8 protein-coding genes are annotated in these 18,429 nt (G+C 39.5%); 3 read left to right on the plus strand and 5 right to left on the minus strand.

Going from position 1 to position 18,429, the window contains the following annotated elements:
• Positions 1-169: 169 nt before the first annotated feature.
• The 3 genes from guaA to bshC form a co-directional block, all read right to left on the minus strand.
• On the minus strand, positions 170-1,705 hold the full coding sequence (gene guaA / locus P176_RS0102840) for a glutamine-hydrolyzing GMP synthase (protein ID WP_026753278.1): 1,536 nt from the start codon (positions 1,703-1,705) through the stop codon (positions 170-172).
• Between the two features lie 213 nt (positions 1,706-1,918).
• Positions 1,919-4,816: a thrombospondin type 3 repeat-containing protein gene (locus tag P176_RS20645; protein WP_231481167.1), complete on the minus strand. Its 2,898-nt coding sequence runs from the start codon at positions 4,814-4,816 to the stop codon at positions 1,919-1,921.
• 536 nt (positions 4,817-5,352) lie between these two features.
• A complete protein-coding gene (gene bshC, locus P176_RS0102850; RefSeq protein ID WP_026753280.1) occupies positions 5,353-6,954 on the minus strand; it encodes a bacillithiol biosynthesis cysteine-adding enzyme BshC in 1,602 nt (533 codons plus the stop codon).
• Positions 6,955-7,219: 265 nt separating this feature from the next.
• Here bshC and P176_RS0102855 point away from each other — a divergent pair, with 265 nt between their 5' ends.
• The 3 genes from P176_RS0102855 (at position 7,220) to P176_RS0102865 (ending at position 12,108) form a co-directional block, all read left to right on the plus strand.
• Positions 7,220-8,779 (plus strand): hypothetical protein, encoded by a 1,560-nt coding sequence (locus P176_RS0102855; RefSeq protein WP_026753281.1) that lies wholly within the window; start codon positions 7,220-7,222, stop codon positions 8,777-8,779.
• Between the two features lie 116 nt (positions 8,780-8,895).
• Complete coding sequence (locus P176_RS0102860) at positions 8,896-10,722, plus strand: cytochrome c peroxidase (RefSeq protein ID WP_026753282.1); 1,827 nt, start codon at positions 8,896-8,898, stop codon at positions 10,720-10,722.
• Between the two features lie 117 nt (positions 10,723-10,839).
• Positions 10,840-12,108 (plus strand): acyloxyacyl hydrolase, encoded by a 1,269-nt coding sequence (locus tag P176_RS0102865; RefSeq protein ID WP_197022134.1) that lies wholly within the window; start codon positions 10,840-10,842, stop codon positions 12,106-12,108.
• Here P176_RS0102865 and P176_RS0102870 read toward each other — a convergent pair.
• A complete protein-coding gene (locus P176_RS0102870) occupies positions 12,105-13,067 on the minus strand; it encodes a lipid A deacylase LpxR family protein (RefSeq protein WP_026753284.1) in 963 nt (320 codons plus the stop codon). The two genes, P176_RS0102865 and P176_RS0102870, sit on opposite strands and share 4 nt — an antisense overlap.
• A gap of 127 nt (positions 13,068-13,194) precedes the next feature.
• The gene (locus P176_RS0102875; RefSeq protein WP_051605381.1) at positions 13,195-18,396 is read right to left on the minus strand and encodes a T9SS type A sorting domain-containing protein; all 5,202 of its coding nucleotides are present in this window, start codon (positions 18,394-18,396) and stop codon (positions 13,195-13,197) included.
• Positions 18,397-18,429 lie beyond the last annotated feature (33 nt).

Raw genomic sequence — 18,429 nt, forward strand, 5'->3', positions numbered from 1 at the left:
TAATGTATTCATTTTATCAACTTAATGAAAATTGACTCCAATAAAACGTTGGTATTGATACTTATTTTAGATAAAAAAGACTTCTCAAGTATTGAGAAGACTTTTTTATCTATAACAAAATCATTTTCTTTAAGCCTAATGCACCACCGCGGTTGCTCATTTTATAAAATTACTCCCACTCAATGGTTGCTGGCGGTTTTGAGCTAATGTCATATACTACTCTATTAACGCCTTTTACTCTATTTATTATCTCGTTAGATGTTTTTTGCAAAAACTCATAAGGTAAATTCACCCAATCTGCCGTCATTCCATCTGTACTTTCAACAGCTCTCAAAGCCACGCATTTTTCGTAGGTACGCTCATCTCCCATAACACCAACACTATTCACTGGTAATAGGATGGCTCCTGCCTGCCAGACTTTATCGTAGAGGTTCCAAGATTTCAAATTATCAATAAAAACTGCATCTACTTCTTGTAAGATGCGTACTTTCTCGGCGGTAATGTCTCCTAAAATCCGGATTGCCAAACCTGGACCAGGGAATGGATGGCGTCCTAAAATTTCTGGATACATATCCATAGATGCACCCACCCTACGAACCTCATCCTTAAATAGGGATTTTAATGGCTCAACGATTTTCAGCTTCATAAAATCGGGCAATCCCCCAACATTATGATGACTCTTTATAGTTGCACTTGGACCACCTGTTGCCGATACACTTTCTATAACATCAGGATATATGGTACCTTGTGCTAACCAAATGACATTATCAATATCATGCGCTTCATCATCAAAAACCTCAATAAAGGTTTTCCCAATGGCTTTACGTTTAAGTTCAGGATCACTTAAGTCTTTTAAGGCATCCAAAAAGCGTGCCGAAGCATCAACACCTTTTACATTGAGTCCCATACCTTCATATTGTTTTAAGACCTCTTGGTATTCATTTTTCCGAAGTAAACCATTATTTACAAAAATACAATACAGGTTTTTCCCTATTGCTTTATGCAACAACATGGCTGATACTGAAGAGTCTACACCTCCCGAAAGACCGAGAACAACTTTATCATCACCAATTTTTTGTTGTAGCTCTTCAACCGTCTCCTCTACGAAAGATTGTGGGGTCCAGTCTTGTTCTACTTTAGCAATATGCACCAAAAAGTTCTCCAAAAGTTGCTTCCCATCTGTAGAGTGATAGACTTCTGGATGAAATTGTATACCGTAAGTTTGCTCTCCTTCGATACTATAAGCTGCATTTTCGACATCTTTTGTACTAGCGATAAGCTTACAATTTTCAGGAAGTTTCTTAATGGTATCGCTGTGGCTCATCCAAACTTGGCTGCCGGCATCGATATGTTTAAAAAGCGGTTCTTCAACCATCACATAGGCCAAATTTGCGCGACCATATTCTCTTGTGCTGGATTCTGCTACCAATCCGCCCGAAAAGTGCGCCAAATACTGGGCACCATAGCATACTGCCAATAAAGGTTTCTTGCCTCTTATGTTTTCTAAATCTGGATGCAGTACCGCTTCTCCCCTTACGGAAATTGGACTTCCTGAAAGAATAACGGCTTTGAAACTATCTGAATCTTTTGGAATTTTATTGAATGGATGAATCTCACAATAGATGTTCAATTCTCTTACTCGGCGTGCAATAAGCTGGGTGTATTGCGAGCCAAAATCTAAAATAAGGACTTTGTTGTGTTGCATGCACAAAAATAAGGATAGATTTTAGAACGGCGTTTTTAAGGCTTTAATTTTTTGTCAGAATTATTAACAGTTATCCCTTCCGCTTTAAAAGCTTAGTGATTATTCGTTTTAGTCTATTATGTCGAGATTAACTTTTTTCAAATGATGGTTCTGAAAAAAAAGACCAACTCAAATGAGTTGGTCTTTTCAAAAGCTTATGGACTTGCTACAATATTATTTGGTAGCCTTTATGAATTTATTATTAATGGTCTTACCATTAGCATGGATCAACAAGAAGTAAGCGCCATTAGAAAGGTTAGAGACATCTACATTAAATTCAGATGCTGCTTTAAGTGATCCTTTAATGAAAGTCTGCCCCATTAGAGATACAACCTCATAAGATGCAGCACCTCCAGCATAATTCTGAAGTTTCACGTTCAATATATCTCTTGCTGGTACAGGATACATCTTCACCTCAACATTAGCAAATGTTTGGTCGGTTGTGCTAAGCGCAGCAAACTCATTAAGGTTTGTTGCTGAGCCCTCTGTGATTTCCAATAGTGTACAACCTGGCAATGCCACAATCCCATCAAGATCAAAACCATCAGTTGAGACTGAGTTCCCCGGCGTAGTATCTAACAATTTCACATGTGTTATGTAAGATAGGTATACTGACGCATTTGAAATGTCAAGACTAGAAGATTCATCTGTCATCACCGAGCCTATCATGAAAAAATTAATTCCATCCTGTGACACATACACATCGGCAGATTCTGCATAAGAATCGAAATCCTGGGATCCGAATGTGGTCTCTACCACTTCTAGATCTGCTCCACTCTGGTTAAGAACAGCACCGTCAAACCCGATTGTAATCTCACCACCGTATCCTAGAGATACAAAGTTAAACGAATCATCACCCTCTGGTTCACCCAAAGCTTTAGAAGGGTCTATACGCGTTGGATCAGTAATGGCTTGTCCATTCTTTTTAGGACCTGGCGTATAGCTATTTTCCACAACAAAAGCACCATAACAAAGATCGTTCTCGTCATTTGGCATGTTTTCACAACCATTTAATGCCTCAACACCATCCACGTCAAAACCATCTCCACTACCTGTAGTGATATCGGTTATTCGAACTTGAGTCACGTATACCACAGGAATTCCTTGAAGATCAATAGCACCATCACGACAAATCTCGCCGGCATTGAACCAGGTCGTTCCATCTTGGGACACTTCTACCATGGCACGCTCATCATTAGCTCCTGAGCAATTATCTCCAGAAAATGAAGTCTCGTAGATCATGATGTCATCGCCATCAGCATTGTAAACTGCTCCAGCAAATTGCAAGGTCAAATAACCGTTAATCCCTAAGGATACAAAACCTCCAGCAGCATTTGATCTGTCTGGCTCTCCTAAAGCCGTTGTAGCATCTCCTCTATTTGCTGCAACTGCATTACCGTTAGAATTCTGGCCTTGCTCAAAGGCAATCACCTCGGCAGCATAACAGCCATCTGGAGATACTACCTCATCACAGACGTCGCCAATTCCATTATTATTTGAATCTATTTGATCTGGGTTAATTGTATTTGGACAATTATCTAAATTATCATCAACTCCGTCATTATCGTCGTCATCATCACAAGCATTACCTATTCCATCATTGTCGGAATCTCCTTGATTAATAGCGGTAATGAGTCCTTCCTCGCTATAATCAATCATTAAATTTGGTGTTGATGAAATTTCTTCAACAGTTCTAGGAATATTCCAAAACCGAATATTGTCAATTTCACCATCAAAATAGTAACCAAACGGAGTGTCTGAGCAGGCGTCCTTACCCAGTTTTACTGTATAATCGTTATTGAGATTTGTAATTTGGCAGTTTGCGGCCGCATCGACACCTCCGTCGACGATGAGCGTAATGTTACTACCTTCCCTTACGACTGCGATATGATGCCATTGATTATCATTAATTGCCGCAACAGAATTTATACTGCAAAAATTTGTAAAATTGGTATCTTCTATAGCCTCATAATAAAAAGTTCCATTAGAAGCTAATCTAATATTCCAGAAATTATCGCTATTACAGTCATCTCTCTTAGAAATTAATGCGGCTGGAAAACCTATTGGCATTTGATCTGTTTTTACTGAAAACTCAATTGTAAAATCCCCTATTCCAAAATTCGTTTCTTCAATATTACCCAAATCAACGAAATCATTTTCCCCGCTAAAACTTAGACATTCATCTTGGTCGCCACAAACATCGCCTACTCCATTACTATCAGCATCTGCCTGATCTGGGTTAGGGGTGTTCGGGCAGTTGTCTACTGCATTATCTACACCATCGTTATCGTCATCACCGTTTGGCGTGTCGTCGCAAACATCTCCAATTAAATCACCGTCGGTATCCGCTTGATCGGCGTTGGCAGTTTCGGGGCAATTGTCATCTTCGTCTGCGATGCCGTCACCGTCTGAGTCACTAATACAGTTATCAATAACTTTTCCAAAGTAAAAGAATGCAACACCTCCATTTAACTCACCATAATCAAAGCTAATTGAGGTATAACTACCGGGAAGTTTTACGATTACCCTTCCTTCGTTTGCAGTGATTGAATTCTCGCCAACCACATAAGTAACTGGTGTTCCGTTATTTATATCAGAATCTTTGGCTACAACCTCTAAGGATGATATTAAACCGCCTGTAGCGTCTCCTTCATCACTAAAGAATGTCACCGTTCTTGGTTGCTGATATTTACCAACTGAATAAAGAAAGAATGCAGGATCAATAACTGGTTCATCAAAAGTAATTGTTCGAGTAGCTTGTGAAGTATTACTCACATAGTTAGTACCAAATAAGTAATTAATCTCATCATTTGTAAATACAGAATTACCATTATTGTCAACTATTTCATCGCCCTCATTAATTATATTATTTTTATCGCCAGGGCTCAGTTCTGTAAAATTTAGACTTGTTGAGGATGTCACTGTAAATGGTACTCCATCTAATATACCGTAAGCCGTTGTATTTATTTGTGAATCTAGTTCTAATGGGTCTGATAAAATGATATCAGCTACGCATTGTTCTAGGGATTGAGCAGAGGTCATGAAGCAACTAAAACTCAATATTCCAATCAATAATGGTCTTTTGAATTTTGAAATGTTGCTGATAAAACAACAACATAAATTTATTGTGAATTTTGTAATCATAATAAGAAATTAAAAAAGCAGATACAGGCACCACCTATTCATCGATAGTTATTAACGCAATACACTGCAATAGCAAAGGTTATACATTAAAGCGCTCCATAACTAATATCTAACCACAAGCCGTTGATCACGCTAACTGCGGTCTTTATTTGTTACAAAACAGCAACGCATTATGCTATTAATCAGTTGCAAATATGCTTTAGGGAGGTAACTCTGTTCAAATAACTAAACAATTTTAAAAAGGCAGGTATGATATTCGACGAAGCGTATATATTTCTAGCTAAAAAAAGATAAGCTGTTAAAAAAATCGATAAAAGGCATTCTTTATAAAACACTAATTACAAAGGAGTTGATACGATACTTTAAGAAGATTTTAAGAAAACATTTAACAGTTAGCTACTCGTACCACTAACTCCCTATTTATGCGCTTTTCTGTAATAATTTAAAAACAAAAGATTGAATTTTTATACTTCAATAATAGAAAAACAACCTGCCAATGGATCTAATTTTTCCATGAGTTTCGGAAGCAAATGTTCACCATGTTCCAAATAGAATTCGGAGAAGTTCATTTGCCGCTCTTGCAAACTTTCATTGGGAAACAGTGCGTTTTGAAGTTCTGTAACTCGAGCCAAGTAATCTTCAAGTTTACGTTTTTGTGCTTTTAACAGGCGTTGTTCCAAATGTTCCAAACCTTTGATTTGTTTGGTCTCTTGGGCGGCAACGGCGCCTTTAAACGATTTGTCGGTTTCTTCTGCTAAGGCATATAAGTCTTTGAACTGTTGTTCTAGATGCGCTTTTTGCTTCGAAAAATCAATATCCACTTCTGAGACCTGTTTGGTCACTTTTGTTCTTAACGCTGAAGTTTTTAAAAACAAATCTCCAATAGAGACGTCTAGCTTCTCTAATTTTTCTTGTTGCTTGGCGGTAATGAGCAAAGCGCTATTACGCAATAAAAGCATGGGGAATACCACGTCATTAAACTCAAAGTTTGATTTGAGTTGCATCCAGTAAGCCAACTCACCACCACCTCCAATATAACAGAGGTTGGGTAAAATCACTTCTTGATAAAGCGGGCGCATGATGACATTAGGCGAAAATCGTTCTGGTTTGTCATTAAGATGTGCCGTCAACTCACTCTCGCTCCAAGAGATCGCTGAATTGAGTACTTGATAACTATCTTCAACTTTTACAATGCGCTCCCGCAAGCCATCCTTAATATAAAAAAGGTTGATTTCCCTTGGGTTGACTTGTATCTTATAATTGCCTTCTAAGGTATTGAGTTGTTCGTTGGCTTCGGAAACATTGTTAAAAGAAACCTGCTTTAATAGCTCTGCCTTTGTTTGCGGTAAAAACAAGCGCTTTAATTCGCCATCATTCCCATCTACAATAACCAAACCATAATCCTTAAAAAGCGCATTTACCAAATACTGCATCGCTTGGGTTAAATTGTCTTGCTCTAAATAGGCTTTTCGGAACAGCGTCTTTAGAGCTTCAGCGTTATCGGTAGTATTGAGTTGATTTCCAAAAACTTCAAAAACATCGTCCAATCCCTTCAGATCCAATGCTCCTACGGCACCAGAAGACTCTCGATTCCATTGTACTTTCTTTCCGTCGAAATTAAAGAAGTTAATCTCTTCAAAATCATGGTCTTCACTCGCCATCCAATAAACAGGAACAAAATCATAGTCGGCATATTCGGCCTTCAGTTGTTTGCAAAGATTGATGGTAGATACAATTTTATAGAAAAAGTACAGTGGCCCTGTAAATAAATTAAGTTGGTGTCCCGAAGTAATGGTAAAGGTTTTGGCATCTCCCAATGCTTCGATATGCTCATTGGTGAGATGAGAACTCTCCAGATTTTGATACTGTCGTTTTAAAGCATCAACCAAAACGGTTCTTGACTCTGTTTGAAAAGCAGCAGACTTTTCTTCTATTTGAGCCTTAAAATTTTCTAAATGCGGAAAGCGGTGGTAAAATGGTTTTAATTCGCTCTTTTCATCTAGGTAATCACAAATTAATGAAGAAAAATAATTGGTGTCTTTAAAGGCGATACAGTCAGTTGGCATAACAATTCGATTGAAAGGTAAAGATAAGGTGCTTGTTTTTTTGAAGTCCTAAATTTTAGTTAATTCAAAGTTCTGTGGCACTATTCAAAAAAGTTTACCACAAATGCAAAAATAAGTATTTGTAATCATTCTAAGTATTCACGTTTTCTTAACACCTTAACCTTAGCATAAAGTTTATTTAATGCAACCGCTTTATTTAGGTAACACCATTAGCGCTTCGCTCATCTAATTTTGTAGCAAACTGATAAATCAAACAAAATCAAACATGAAAACGACTACAAAATTAGTATTTCAATTTATGGTTTTAGCCGCATTAGGCTTAAGCCTTATTGCCTGTGAAGGCGAAGACGGCCGTGATGGCATTAACGGTGTTGATGGTGAAAATGGTCTTGACGGCGCCAATGGTATTGATGGCACAGACGGTCAAGATTTTATACCGGAACCAACCATATTCTCAAACAAATCTTCATACGCGCCCTTAGTGGCAATTGCTCCTCAATTTAATTATGTTTCTGCTTACTCCTTAATTAGTACACCCGACTTGATCGACGGTGATTTTCAATTGGCAGGTTCTGCCGATGGCGCTGGCTTTCTAAATGATGGCGATGGCTACATCTATGTGGTAAATTGTGAAGACAGTTATTCTGTAGCCCGTATTCGCTTAGACGAAAATTTAATCCCCGTTTCTGGCGACTATTTATTAAATTCTGGTGTTGCTGATTTTGCAAGACAATGCTCTGGAACTATGTTTGAAGCTGCCATCCACGGTGGGTCTGAAGACATCTTTTTATCTGCTTCAGAAAGTATTAGTTATGATGTTAAAGGGATAAATCCTAGAATTGAAACGCCTACTCCAACTGCTGATTTTGGCTTAGATGCTTTAGGAGAATTTTCTTGGGAAAATGCCGTACCTCTACCTCAGGGTGCCTATGCTGGCAAAACAGTAATCGTTGGTGGTGACGATGATTCTTCTGGTTCTGAAGGTCAGGTAGCCATGTACTACTCTCAAAATGGCGATGCTGATTTAACAGGGGGTAGTATTTATGTATTGCGCTTTAAGCAAGTTTCAGATGGTGCCGATGGTGCTATTGCTGTAGCTCCAAATACAGTATATAATGAAAGTAGCTTAGACTTCGGAAACTCTTACGAGGTTGAGTTTGTTGAAATTCCAAACGGAAGTTCTTTATCTAAAAATGAAATGGAAACTGCTTGTACCGATGTATTTGCTAGCCAGTTTATGAGAGTTGAAGACGTAGATTATCAAAAAGGAAGTGACGCCAATGGTAGAAACGTATTTTTTGCAGTAACCGGTAGAGGTCCTGGTCAAGGCACCTATAACGATTGGGGTACTGTGTATAAATTAGAATTAGATGCGAGTAATCCTTTAGAGGGTGTTTTAACTCAAATTGTAAGTGGAAATACAGACACGAACAATATGGATGGTAATTTAAGTGAACTACAAAGTCCTGATAACTTATGTGTAACCGAAAACTTTGTTTACATTCAAGAAGATCCTAATTCATTTAGCAGAGGTCATGCAGCACAAATTTACCAAACCGATATCAACGGAAATAATCCATCAAAAGTTTTAGAATTGGTTATTAGACAAGATTTAGCCGAAGGAAATAGCACTGGTTTTAGTGGTGAATTTGGTTCTCTAATTGATGTTTCTGATAAAGTTGGAATTCCTGGTACATTCATCTTAGCTTTACAACCTCACTATTGGAGAGATTCAAGTTTTCAAGAACTTGATGGACATAACAATAGTACTTATGAAGATAACCAAGCCTCTCAGATTGTGATCTTAAAAGGCTTACCTAGATAGTCCCTATAATACATTCTATTTAACTGTCCCTAAGCGAAGTCAAAATCTAAAGGATTTTGGCTTTGCTTATTTGGACAGTTTTTTGATTTGCTACATTAACCAATTTTTACATACTAATGTTCTACAGACCCATAACCCTCGTTTACATTTCTATTCTTTTGACGCTCTTTTCCTGCAAAGACAAAGAAACCAAAACCATAAGTCTTCCCTCCTCTCATTGGGAATTTGCCCAAAACTATTACCTCGGCAATATCAACCAATCCATAAACTATTTGGATAGCTTAGATACCGAGGGTTTTGATGGCAAAAACTCAAAACATTATTTTACCAAAGCAAGGCAGCATTTTAAAATGGCAGAGCCTTATGCCTCCTACCTTAATCCCGAAGTTGGACATCGTGCCAATGGACCAGCCTTACCTGTTTATAAAGAAGACAACGGTAAAGTATTACGCCCTGTGGGTTTTCAAAAAATCGAAGAGAGTATTTATGAAGGCGAAACATCACCTACCGATTTTAAAAATGAACTTTTTATTACCAAGGGGTTATTGACCAATCTTAAAGAAAATATAGAAAAAAGAGAAATCAACGCACAGCGTTTCTTTATTGCCACTCACCAACAATTATTTCGAATTGTGAGTCTAGCGATTGCTGGTTTTGACACACCAGTGAGCCATTTAGGTATTGCTGAAACCGTCGTTTCTATTGAAGGTTTACAAACCGTTTACAACAATAGCATTCAACATATTATCAAAGAAAAAAACGCAAAATTAGATGCAGAATTTCAGAACAATATAGATCAAGCCATTGCCTTTATTAAGAGCAATATGAATTTTGACACCTTTGATCGGTACACCTTTACTCGAGACTACATGAACCCCATTATGAGAAACTGGGTAGACATTAGAAAAACAAGTGCGCTTTGGGAGCCGGTAAAAAACCAGCCCTTTAATTATGATGCACCCACCTTTTTTGAAGACAATAGCTTTAACCTTAATTTCTTTACCCCTACGGTCAATAGACACCCTACAAAAGCACAGGTAGCTTTGGGTAAACAACTTTTTTTCGATCAAAATCTTTCTGCTAGTGGCAGCATGGCCTGTGCCACTTGTCATATTCCAGAAAAAGCATACAGCGATGGGCTCGTTACAAACAAAGACAATACAGGTGAAAATTTACAACGCAACACCCCTACGCTCATAAATACCGCATTTCAGCAAAGTTTCTTTTGGGATGGTCGTTCTGAAAATATTTTAGAACAAATCTCTGCAGTATTTACAAATAGTAAAGAGTTTAACACCAATGTGCACGAGTTTTCTTCGGAAATATTAAAAGATTCCACCTACATCAAGGCCTTTAAAAATGCTTACGGAAAGGTATCTACTAACAATATCGAGGTCATTAAGGCCATCTCATCATACATTTCTACACTTAACGGCTTTAGCTCTAAGTTTGATAGAAATATGAGAGCTGAAGAAGACAGTTTTACTTCCGAAGAAAAATTAGGCTATAACCTCTTTATGGGTAAAGCCCTTTGTGCCACCTGCCATTTTGTACCATTAACCAGCGGTACCGTACCGCCATTTTTTACTGAGCATGAAAAGGAAGTGATTGGTGTACCAGAGACCAATAAAAACAAGGCACTTGATGATGATCTTGGTTTTTATTGGAAATATAATGAACCTCTCCATTATGGCATGTTCAAAACCCCGAGCGTTAGAAATGTTGCCGTTACAGGCCCATACATGCATAATGGTGTTTATGAAACCCTAGAACAAGTCATGGAGTTTTATAACCTTGGCGGCGGTGGCGGCATGGGCTTTGACCTAGAGCACCAAACTCTTCCTTTTGATGAACTTAATCTTACAGCCCCAGAGCAAAAAGCCATTATTGCCTATTTAAAAACCTTGACCGATGATCAAATAGAAGGTGACGACACCTATTAAATAGAACCAAAACAGTTCAAAAGCGCTATGCGCCTTGCTTTTAGGCATAAAATTCTATCTTTAGGGCCACCAACCAAAACCAAAATGGTATTATGTTATAATACCTCAACCTTAAAGATGAGTTATTACGTTAAAATCAAGGTGGCATTTTGTGTCGCTTTTATAGGTATATGTTGTACCGTTCAAGGGCAAGATCTTGAAGAGACCTCAACCTATATGGCTCCAGAGCTGTTAATTGGAAAAACACTAGAGGCCAATTCCAATTTTCCAGAGACCAATTTACAGACCGACTTTTTATTCAGTATCGGCAAGCATAATCTTACCAACAGGAGTGAATGGCTCTACAGATTGAACCATCCAAGAACGGGATTAACACTTGGGGTGATTGATTTTGGCAATTCTGAAAAGATTGGAAAAGCCTACACGCTGATGCCTTTTATTGAGTTTGGCGTGCTTAAGAAAAAGACCAATAGGCTAAATCTGCACATAGGGCTGGGAGGCTCTTATATGGATACGCAGTATGATAGCACCTCAAACCCTTTTAACAACGCAATTACAACACAACTGAATTGGTCATTCAGATCGTTTTTTTATTATGATGTCTATCGATTAAACCATGTGGATTTTAGAGTTGGTCTAGGTTACTTTCATCACTCAAACGGCCATACCCAATTGCCTAACCAAGGGCTCAACTCTCTTTTGGCAAGTGTGTCTGCTAAATTTAATAGTCCGAAAAAATCCCAAAAAGCGCTTGAGCATCGTGAATTTGAATCGTCTCATCAAACGTACTTCGGTTTCCGGACAGGCCTCGGTCAAAACGTGCTTTCAGAAACATTCAATTCTAAAAAAGAGGTCTATTCTGTAGCCATTTCCGCGGGAAAAATTATTAACAAGACCTTTAAATTTGGACTTGGGTTTCATTACCGTTTTTACGAGCATTATTATGATTATGTAAAAAATGGAGAAGCACTTGTGGCAGATCAAGAACCTGGATGGATAGACCAACCTTATCGTTATGCTACAAATTATGGGGTATTTCTATCTTCGGAATTACTTTTGGGACACGTAGGATTTGAATTTGATATTGGTTACAATTTCTATAAACCCTTTTATAAAATTGATTGGCAGCTCAACCAAGGATACGATTACCAAAACGGAAATGGAGAGACGGTTGTGGTACTTGGTGTTTTAGACGATTATTACAAACTCAAAAAATCGGTGCCAGCAAGATTGGGCCTTAAATATTACCTCATCTCTAATGACAAAGCACCTCAACATAATGTTTACATTGGTGCACATATCAATGCTAATTTAGGCCAGGCCGACTTTTCTGAACTGAGCCTAGGCTACAACTTTAGATTACAGCTTAAAAACAAAAAGAATTAAAACGTAATTCCTACTCTAAATCCGCCCCATTTTGCGGTTTCTCCTGTTTCAAATTCTTTTGAAATACTAGAACGCGTATATTCAAAATAGAGAGATTGTGTTTGAATGACCAGACCAAAATTGAATTGTGCGGTAAATCGTTCCACTGCATTTGAAGATATGGTGTATGGACTCTCTCTATTGAATACGCCGCCCTGAAGCGTTGCGTCATAACCAATTATACTAAATACGGGCTGAGTGTAGGCATAAATCTGAACGCTTTTTTTGGTTGCTTCGGAAGCAAAAAGAGGTGTAAATTGACCTATGATAAGATTTGCTCCTGCCGATACATTTGTGAATAAAGACCCTATTTGAAGGTGAGATTGGGCTTGTACAGACGCATAATCCGTAATGCGAAAGAGTTGTTTTTCTATGCCGACCTTATAGTTGAGCACCACATCATTCTTAATTTGATGCCGCCACCCTAAAGGTTCTTTATTCCCCGTAAGTTCATGAATACAAACTTGCATTTCCTCACCAAAAGCACCAGGACCAATCCATCCTAAACTCAAGGATGAATACACCCGTAACTTTTTTTCTGCCTGTTTTGATATTGTAAAACTTTTGAGCATAATGGCCGCAGCAAAAGGACGATCACCATATTGAATTTCGGGCAGCTCATAATGATTTGGAGTATAGCCAACGTGCTCAATCGCCAAACCATATTTGGTTTCAAATTGCTTTGGCTGAATTAAAAAAAGATTTAAGGGATTGTTTTTAAAAACTGGGGACACGACTTCAAAATTATAGCCTTGCGTATAATTTTCATCCGTTGCTGCAAAAAAATCATTATCGTAATGGAACCTGAAATACTGCTCACTCCCAATAGTTCGAAAAGATGAAAAATGATCGATTTTTTGTGCAGACATTTTTCCGACAAAAAACAGCATCATCATCCAAAAATAGAATCTATAGCTCATATAGATAGTTACGTAATTAGAACCCTTTTAGTTTTATAAAAGCCCTATGGCTCACCCTCAACTTGATGATAAAAAAAAGACCACCTTTCGGTGGCCTTTTCAAAACATAATCTAGTAGGTAAATTCACTATTCTAAAATTAATTTGTGCGTTACTGTTGTGCTACCAGAAGTTATATTTAAAATATACATTCCAGAAGCCATTCCAGAAATATCAACCGTATTTAAACCGTTAGACAAATGAGCTTCCTTCACCACACGACCGTTGACAGAGACTACTTTTAATTGCATATCATCAGAAACCGTGTTTCCTATTTCAATATTAAAAGAGCCACTCGAAGGGTTTGGATAAAGACTGGCAATATGAGTCTGATTGAAATTATCAATCGATAAAGTCACCTGAGATTCATAAGCCCCAATATCACGGGAAGCACCAAATACACTTTGACCAATTTGATCTACAAACGTATCATCAGCAGCACCAGCATCAAATGCAGGAGAACCATCGAATAACATATGGGTCAAGGTAACCCCGCCGTTATCTTGCAATGGTCCAACAAGAGGATCCACTTCTTCTATATCATTGGTTTGAGCTGTGAAAACATTTAAGTCATCTGTACCTATCAAATTATAATCGTTGGATGTGAATATTCCAGAAACATCAGTCCCCGAATTTGCCATGTTTAAGGCAACAATTGCATTTTTTAAAGAGACGTTAGTTACGGCATCAATTCCACCACCATTTCCAGCAGAGGTGTTTGTTGCAATTGTAGCTGCATTGATATCAAAACTAGCCCCATTATTTGCAATTCCACCACCAGAAACCGAAGCTGAATTCGCCGTGATAGTACTGGTCATAACGGTTGTAATAGCATTCACATTTCCGTAGATACCACCACCTTCTGCAGCGGTGTTATTATCAATTGTAGACATGGAAACGTTCATAGTGGTTCCACCTTGATTCCACAATCCGCCACCTTCATTAGCCGCAGCATTTGAAGTAATTGTACTCATGGCAATCGTTACGGTGCTTGACATGCCTGTGATATGCAATCCGCCACCATTACCTGGAGCAGCTGTACCTGCAGTGCCGTCTACATCATTATTTGACATTATAGAATTTGAAAAATTCAATGTGCCATCAATCAATTCAATAGCACCACCTGCTCTATTAGCTGCATTGGCATCAAAAGCAGAATCCGTGACCATAACGTCACCAGCTTCACTTAACAATCCACCACCAGAACCAGATGCTCCGTTGGCCATATTGTTACTAATAACGGTATCATTTTGAATATTAAGTGTACCTGCGAGGTTGTAAATTCCACCGCCACCATTGCTGGCATCGGCACCACTCGCCATATTTGCATCAATTAAGACCGCATCAACAGTCATTACTCCTGCTCCATTCCATAAACCACCACCTTCACTAGCGGCCGTATTGTTATTAACGGTTCCCGCTGTAATGCTAACGTCACTATCTCCACTTACGTGAAGTCCACCACCATTTCCAGGTGCTCCAGTTCCTGTAACCACGCCTGCTTCATTAGCATCTAAATTCACATTAGTTAACATCACAGGCCCACTGCCATTGGTCTCAATACCTCCACCAGCTCTATTCGCTTGATTGTTGGTAATTGAAATTCCATTAGCCATTAAGGTTCCAGCAGCATTTAAAATACCACCACCAGTAGATTGTGCACCATCTGCACTATTGTTTGTAATTGCTGTACTACCTGATAAATCTAGTGTTCCACCTTCATTATAAATACCACCTCCACCGGCTGCACCAGCTGTCATTGCATCATTTCCCGAAGCTGTGTTAGCATCTATAAGATGATCAACAACCGTCATTACACCAGAACCATTCCATAAACCACCACCTTCATTAGCAGCACTATTTCCATTTGTGGTTCCTCCTGTAATTAGGATGTCCTGCATTCCTGTAATATGTAATCCACCACCATTTCCTGGGGCAGCAATTGCAGGTGCTACACCAGCATTATTTAAGTTTAAAGTAACATTAGTCATCGTGATTGTTCCTGTTCCGGCAACAACCTCTATACCACCACCTGCACGATTGGCTTGGTTAGATAGTATGGATGTGTCAGTTGCAGCTAAACTAGCATCAACGTCCACTAAAATACCTCCACCAGAACCAGCAGTTCCATCGGCTATATTGTTTGAAACTGTTGTGTTATCCAAAAGAACAACCGTACCGCCATTTAACGCATAGATACCGCCACCTCCATTGGTAGCATCATTACCACTGGCAATGTTTCCATCTATGGTAGTGCCACTCACAGTGAGTGTTCCCATTCCGTTCCAAAGACCTCCACCTTCTGTAGCCGCAGTGTTTACATTTACGGTTCCGCCAGTAATATCTACTGTACTGTTTCCACTTACGTGAAGTCCGCCACCATTACCAGGTGCACCAGTTCCCGTCACAACACCAGTATCATTAGAATTCAAACTCACATTGGTAAGCATCACTGCGCCACCTCCATTAGTTTCGATACCGCCACCTGCTCGGTTAGATTGGTTATCAGCAATGGTAATACCATTAGCCATTAATGTACCCGCAGCATTTAAGATACCACCACCGGTAGATTGAGCACCATCTGCACTATTTGATGCAATTGTAGTTGTTCCGGACAGATCTAGCGTACCACCTTCATTGTAGATACCTCCACCACCTGCAGCACCAGCAACCATTTCATCATTACCTGACGCTGTATTACTATTTACCGTATGGTCTATTAAGGTCATTACTCCAGATCCGTTCCATAATCCGCCACCTTCATTAGCAGCAATATTACTATTAGTTGTTCCGCCTGTGATATCAACAGTGCTATCTCCACTTACATGAAGTCCGCCACCATTACCAGGTGCTCCTGCTCCAGTAACCACTCCAGTTGTATTAGAGTTTAAAGTAACATTAGTAAGCATTATTGCACCACTTCCATTGGTTTCGATACCGCCACCTGCTCGGTTAGACGTATTGTTTACTATTGAAATACCATTGGCCATAAGGGTTCCTGCTGCATTTAGAACGCCACCTCCTGTAGATTGTGCGCCATCTGCACTATTATTAGATATGGTTGTACCATCAGAAACATTGACTGTTCCGCCTTCATTATAAATACCACCGCCACCAGCTGCGCCGGCTACCATATCATCATTTCCTGAAGCCGTGTTTCCGTCAATGGTGTGATTCATTATCGTCATAATACCTGATCCATTCCAAAGTGCACCACCTTCATTAGCAGCAACATTTAAACTTGAACTACCTCCATTAATATTGGTTGTAGCAGATCCCGTAACATGTAATCCTCCACCACTTCCTGGAGCGGCAACTGCAGGTGAAACACCAGCATTATTCAAATTCAAAATGGTATTCGTTAAATTTAAAACACCTCCAGATAATTCAATACCTCCACCAGCTCTATTGGCCTGGTTGTTAATAATTGAAGATCCGTTAAAGGTGATCTCACCACCAATGCTTAAGGCACCACCACCAGAACCCGAGGTTCCATCGGCTATATTTTCTCCTATAATTGCAGCGCTTACAATGACGTCTCCACCATTGTTGAAAATCGCACCACCACCATTATCGGCAGCGTTTCCGCTTGCTGTGTTCAAGTTCATATCTAAAGAACTCAAGGTCATTGTACTTCCTGTTTGGTTCCAAACGCCTCCACCTTCAGATGCTGCGATGTTACTGTTAACCGTTCCGCCATTCATCTCAATGATTGCAACACCAGATACGTGAAGACCACCTCCGTTTCCAGGAGCGGCAACCGCAGGTGAGACACCAGCATTATTTCCATTTAAATCTAGATCTGTTGTTGTTAACGCGCCATCTATGATTTCGATTCCACCCCCAGCTCGGTTAGCTTGATTGTTAATGATTTGGGTATCTTCATCTTGGATGGTGACAGCACCAGCTGTGCTAAATAGTCCTCCTCCAGAGCCTGATGCTCCAGATGCTATATTATTACTAATGATGGTGGCATTTTGAACCATTAACGTCCCACCATTATTGTAAACTCCACCACCACCAGTATCGGCATCTGCGCCTTGAGCATCATTTGCATCTACAAGCGTATTATCGATAGTCATGCTACCTTGATTATTCCAAAGGCCTCCACCTTCAGAAGCTGCGAGATTTGAATTGATTGTACTATTGTTGATAACAGCATTTGTGTTACCAGAAAGGTGCATTGCACCGCCATTACCTGGATTTGCAACAATTGTATTGCCCAAACCAAGATCAACTCCAGCGGCATTTCCTGTTAAAGTAATACCATCTAAAGTAAGTGTGCCTTCCGAAGCATCTTCAATAGCACCACCTGCTCTACTGGCGTAGTTACCAGAAATGGTTAAGCCAGAGGCTAAACTTAAGACACCTCCTGTATTATTAAAAATGGCACCACCTCGCCCTCCAGGAGTCGCACCCATGGCGATATTTCCCGTAAGCGTAGTTAAGGCGTCAACCATTAAAGTACCACCATTATTAAATAGCGCACCACCACCAGTGGCATCACCAATGGCCATATTATCTTCTAGAGTAACATTAGACAAGGTCATTGTACCACTGCCATTCCATAAACCACCACCTTCTTTGGCAGCAACATTATTGGTAACAGATCCATTAGTCATTGTGACATCTCCTGCTCCGGTAACGTGCAAGGCCCCTCCATTTCCAGGAAGTGCATTTCCTGAGGCTGCGCCCGCATCATTACCATCAAAATCGACGTTATTTAAAATAACACCGAGTCCTGCACCAGAATTGTCTTCAATCCCTCCACCTGCTCTATTTGCTAGGTTTGCTGTTATTTCAGAATCATTAATAGTTAAAACACCACCAACATCATTAAAAACGCCTCCACCAGAACCAGCAGGAGAACCCGTGGCATTGGCACTGTTGTTTGTGATGACACTATTGTTTATGGTCACCATAGCATTGGTCATGTAGATACCTCCACCATCGGGAGCAGTACCGTTTTCTATGGTAAGATTATTAAATACTACAGGTCCCGCAGTGATATTAAATGCCCTTCCATTGGTATTGGCATCAATAGACACATTAATTGCAGGCGTTCCTGAAATAGTTAATTCCTTATCTATTACAAGTTCACCTGTTAAGGTAACTACGGTCACCGAAGCGTCGAACGTAATGGTTCCACCTGATGGTGTATCTGCGATTTCATTTCGAAGTGTGCCGTCCGATCCATCATCAGCACCGCTCGTCACGAGCTGTGCAAATGAGGTTGTTGACGTTAAAAGTGTTACTGCAAATGCAATAACCAGCGTAATTCTTTTTTTCATTTGGTAAGAGTGTTAGTGTTAAACGTTTGATTG

Source organism: Sediminibacter sp. Hel_I_10 (genome assembly GCF_000688335.1).
Taxonomy (GTDB): Bacteria; Bacteroidota; Bacteroidia; order Flavobacteriales; family Flavobacteriaceae; genus Psychroserpens.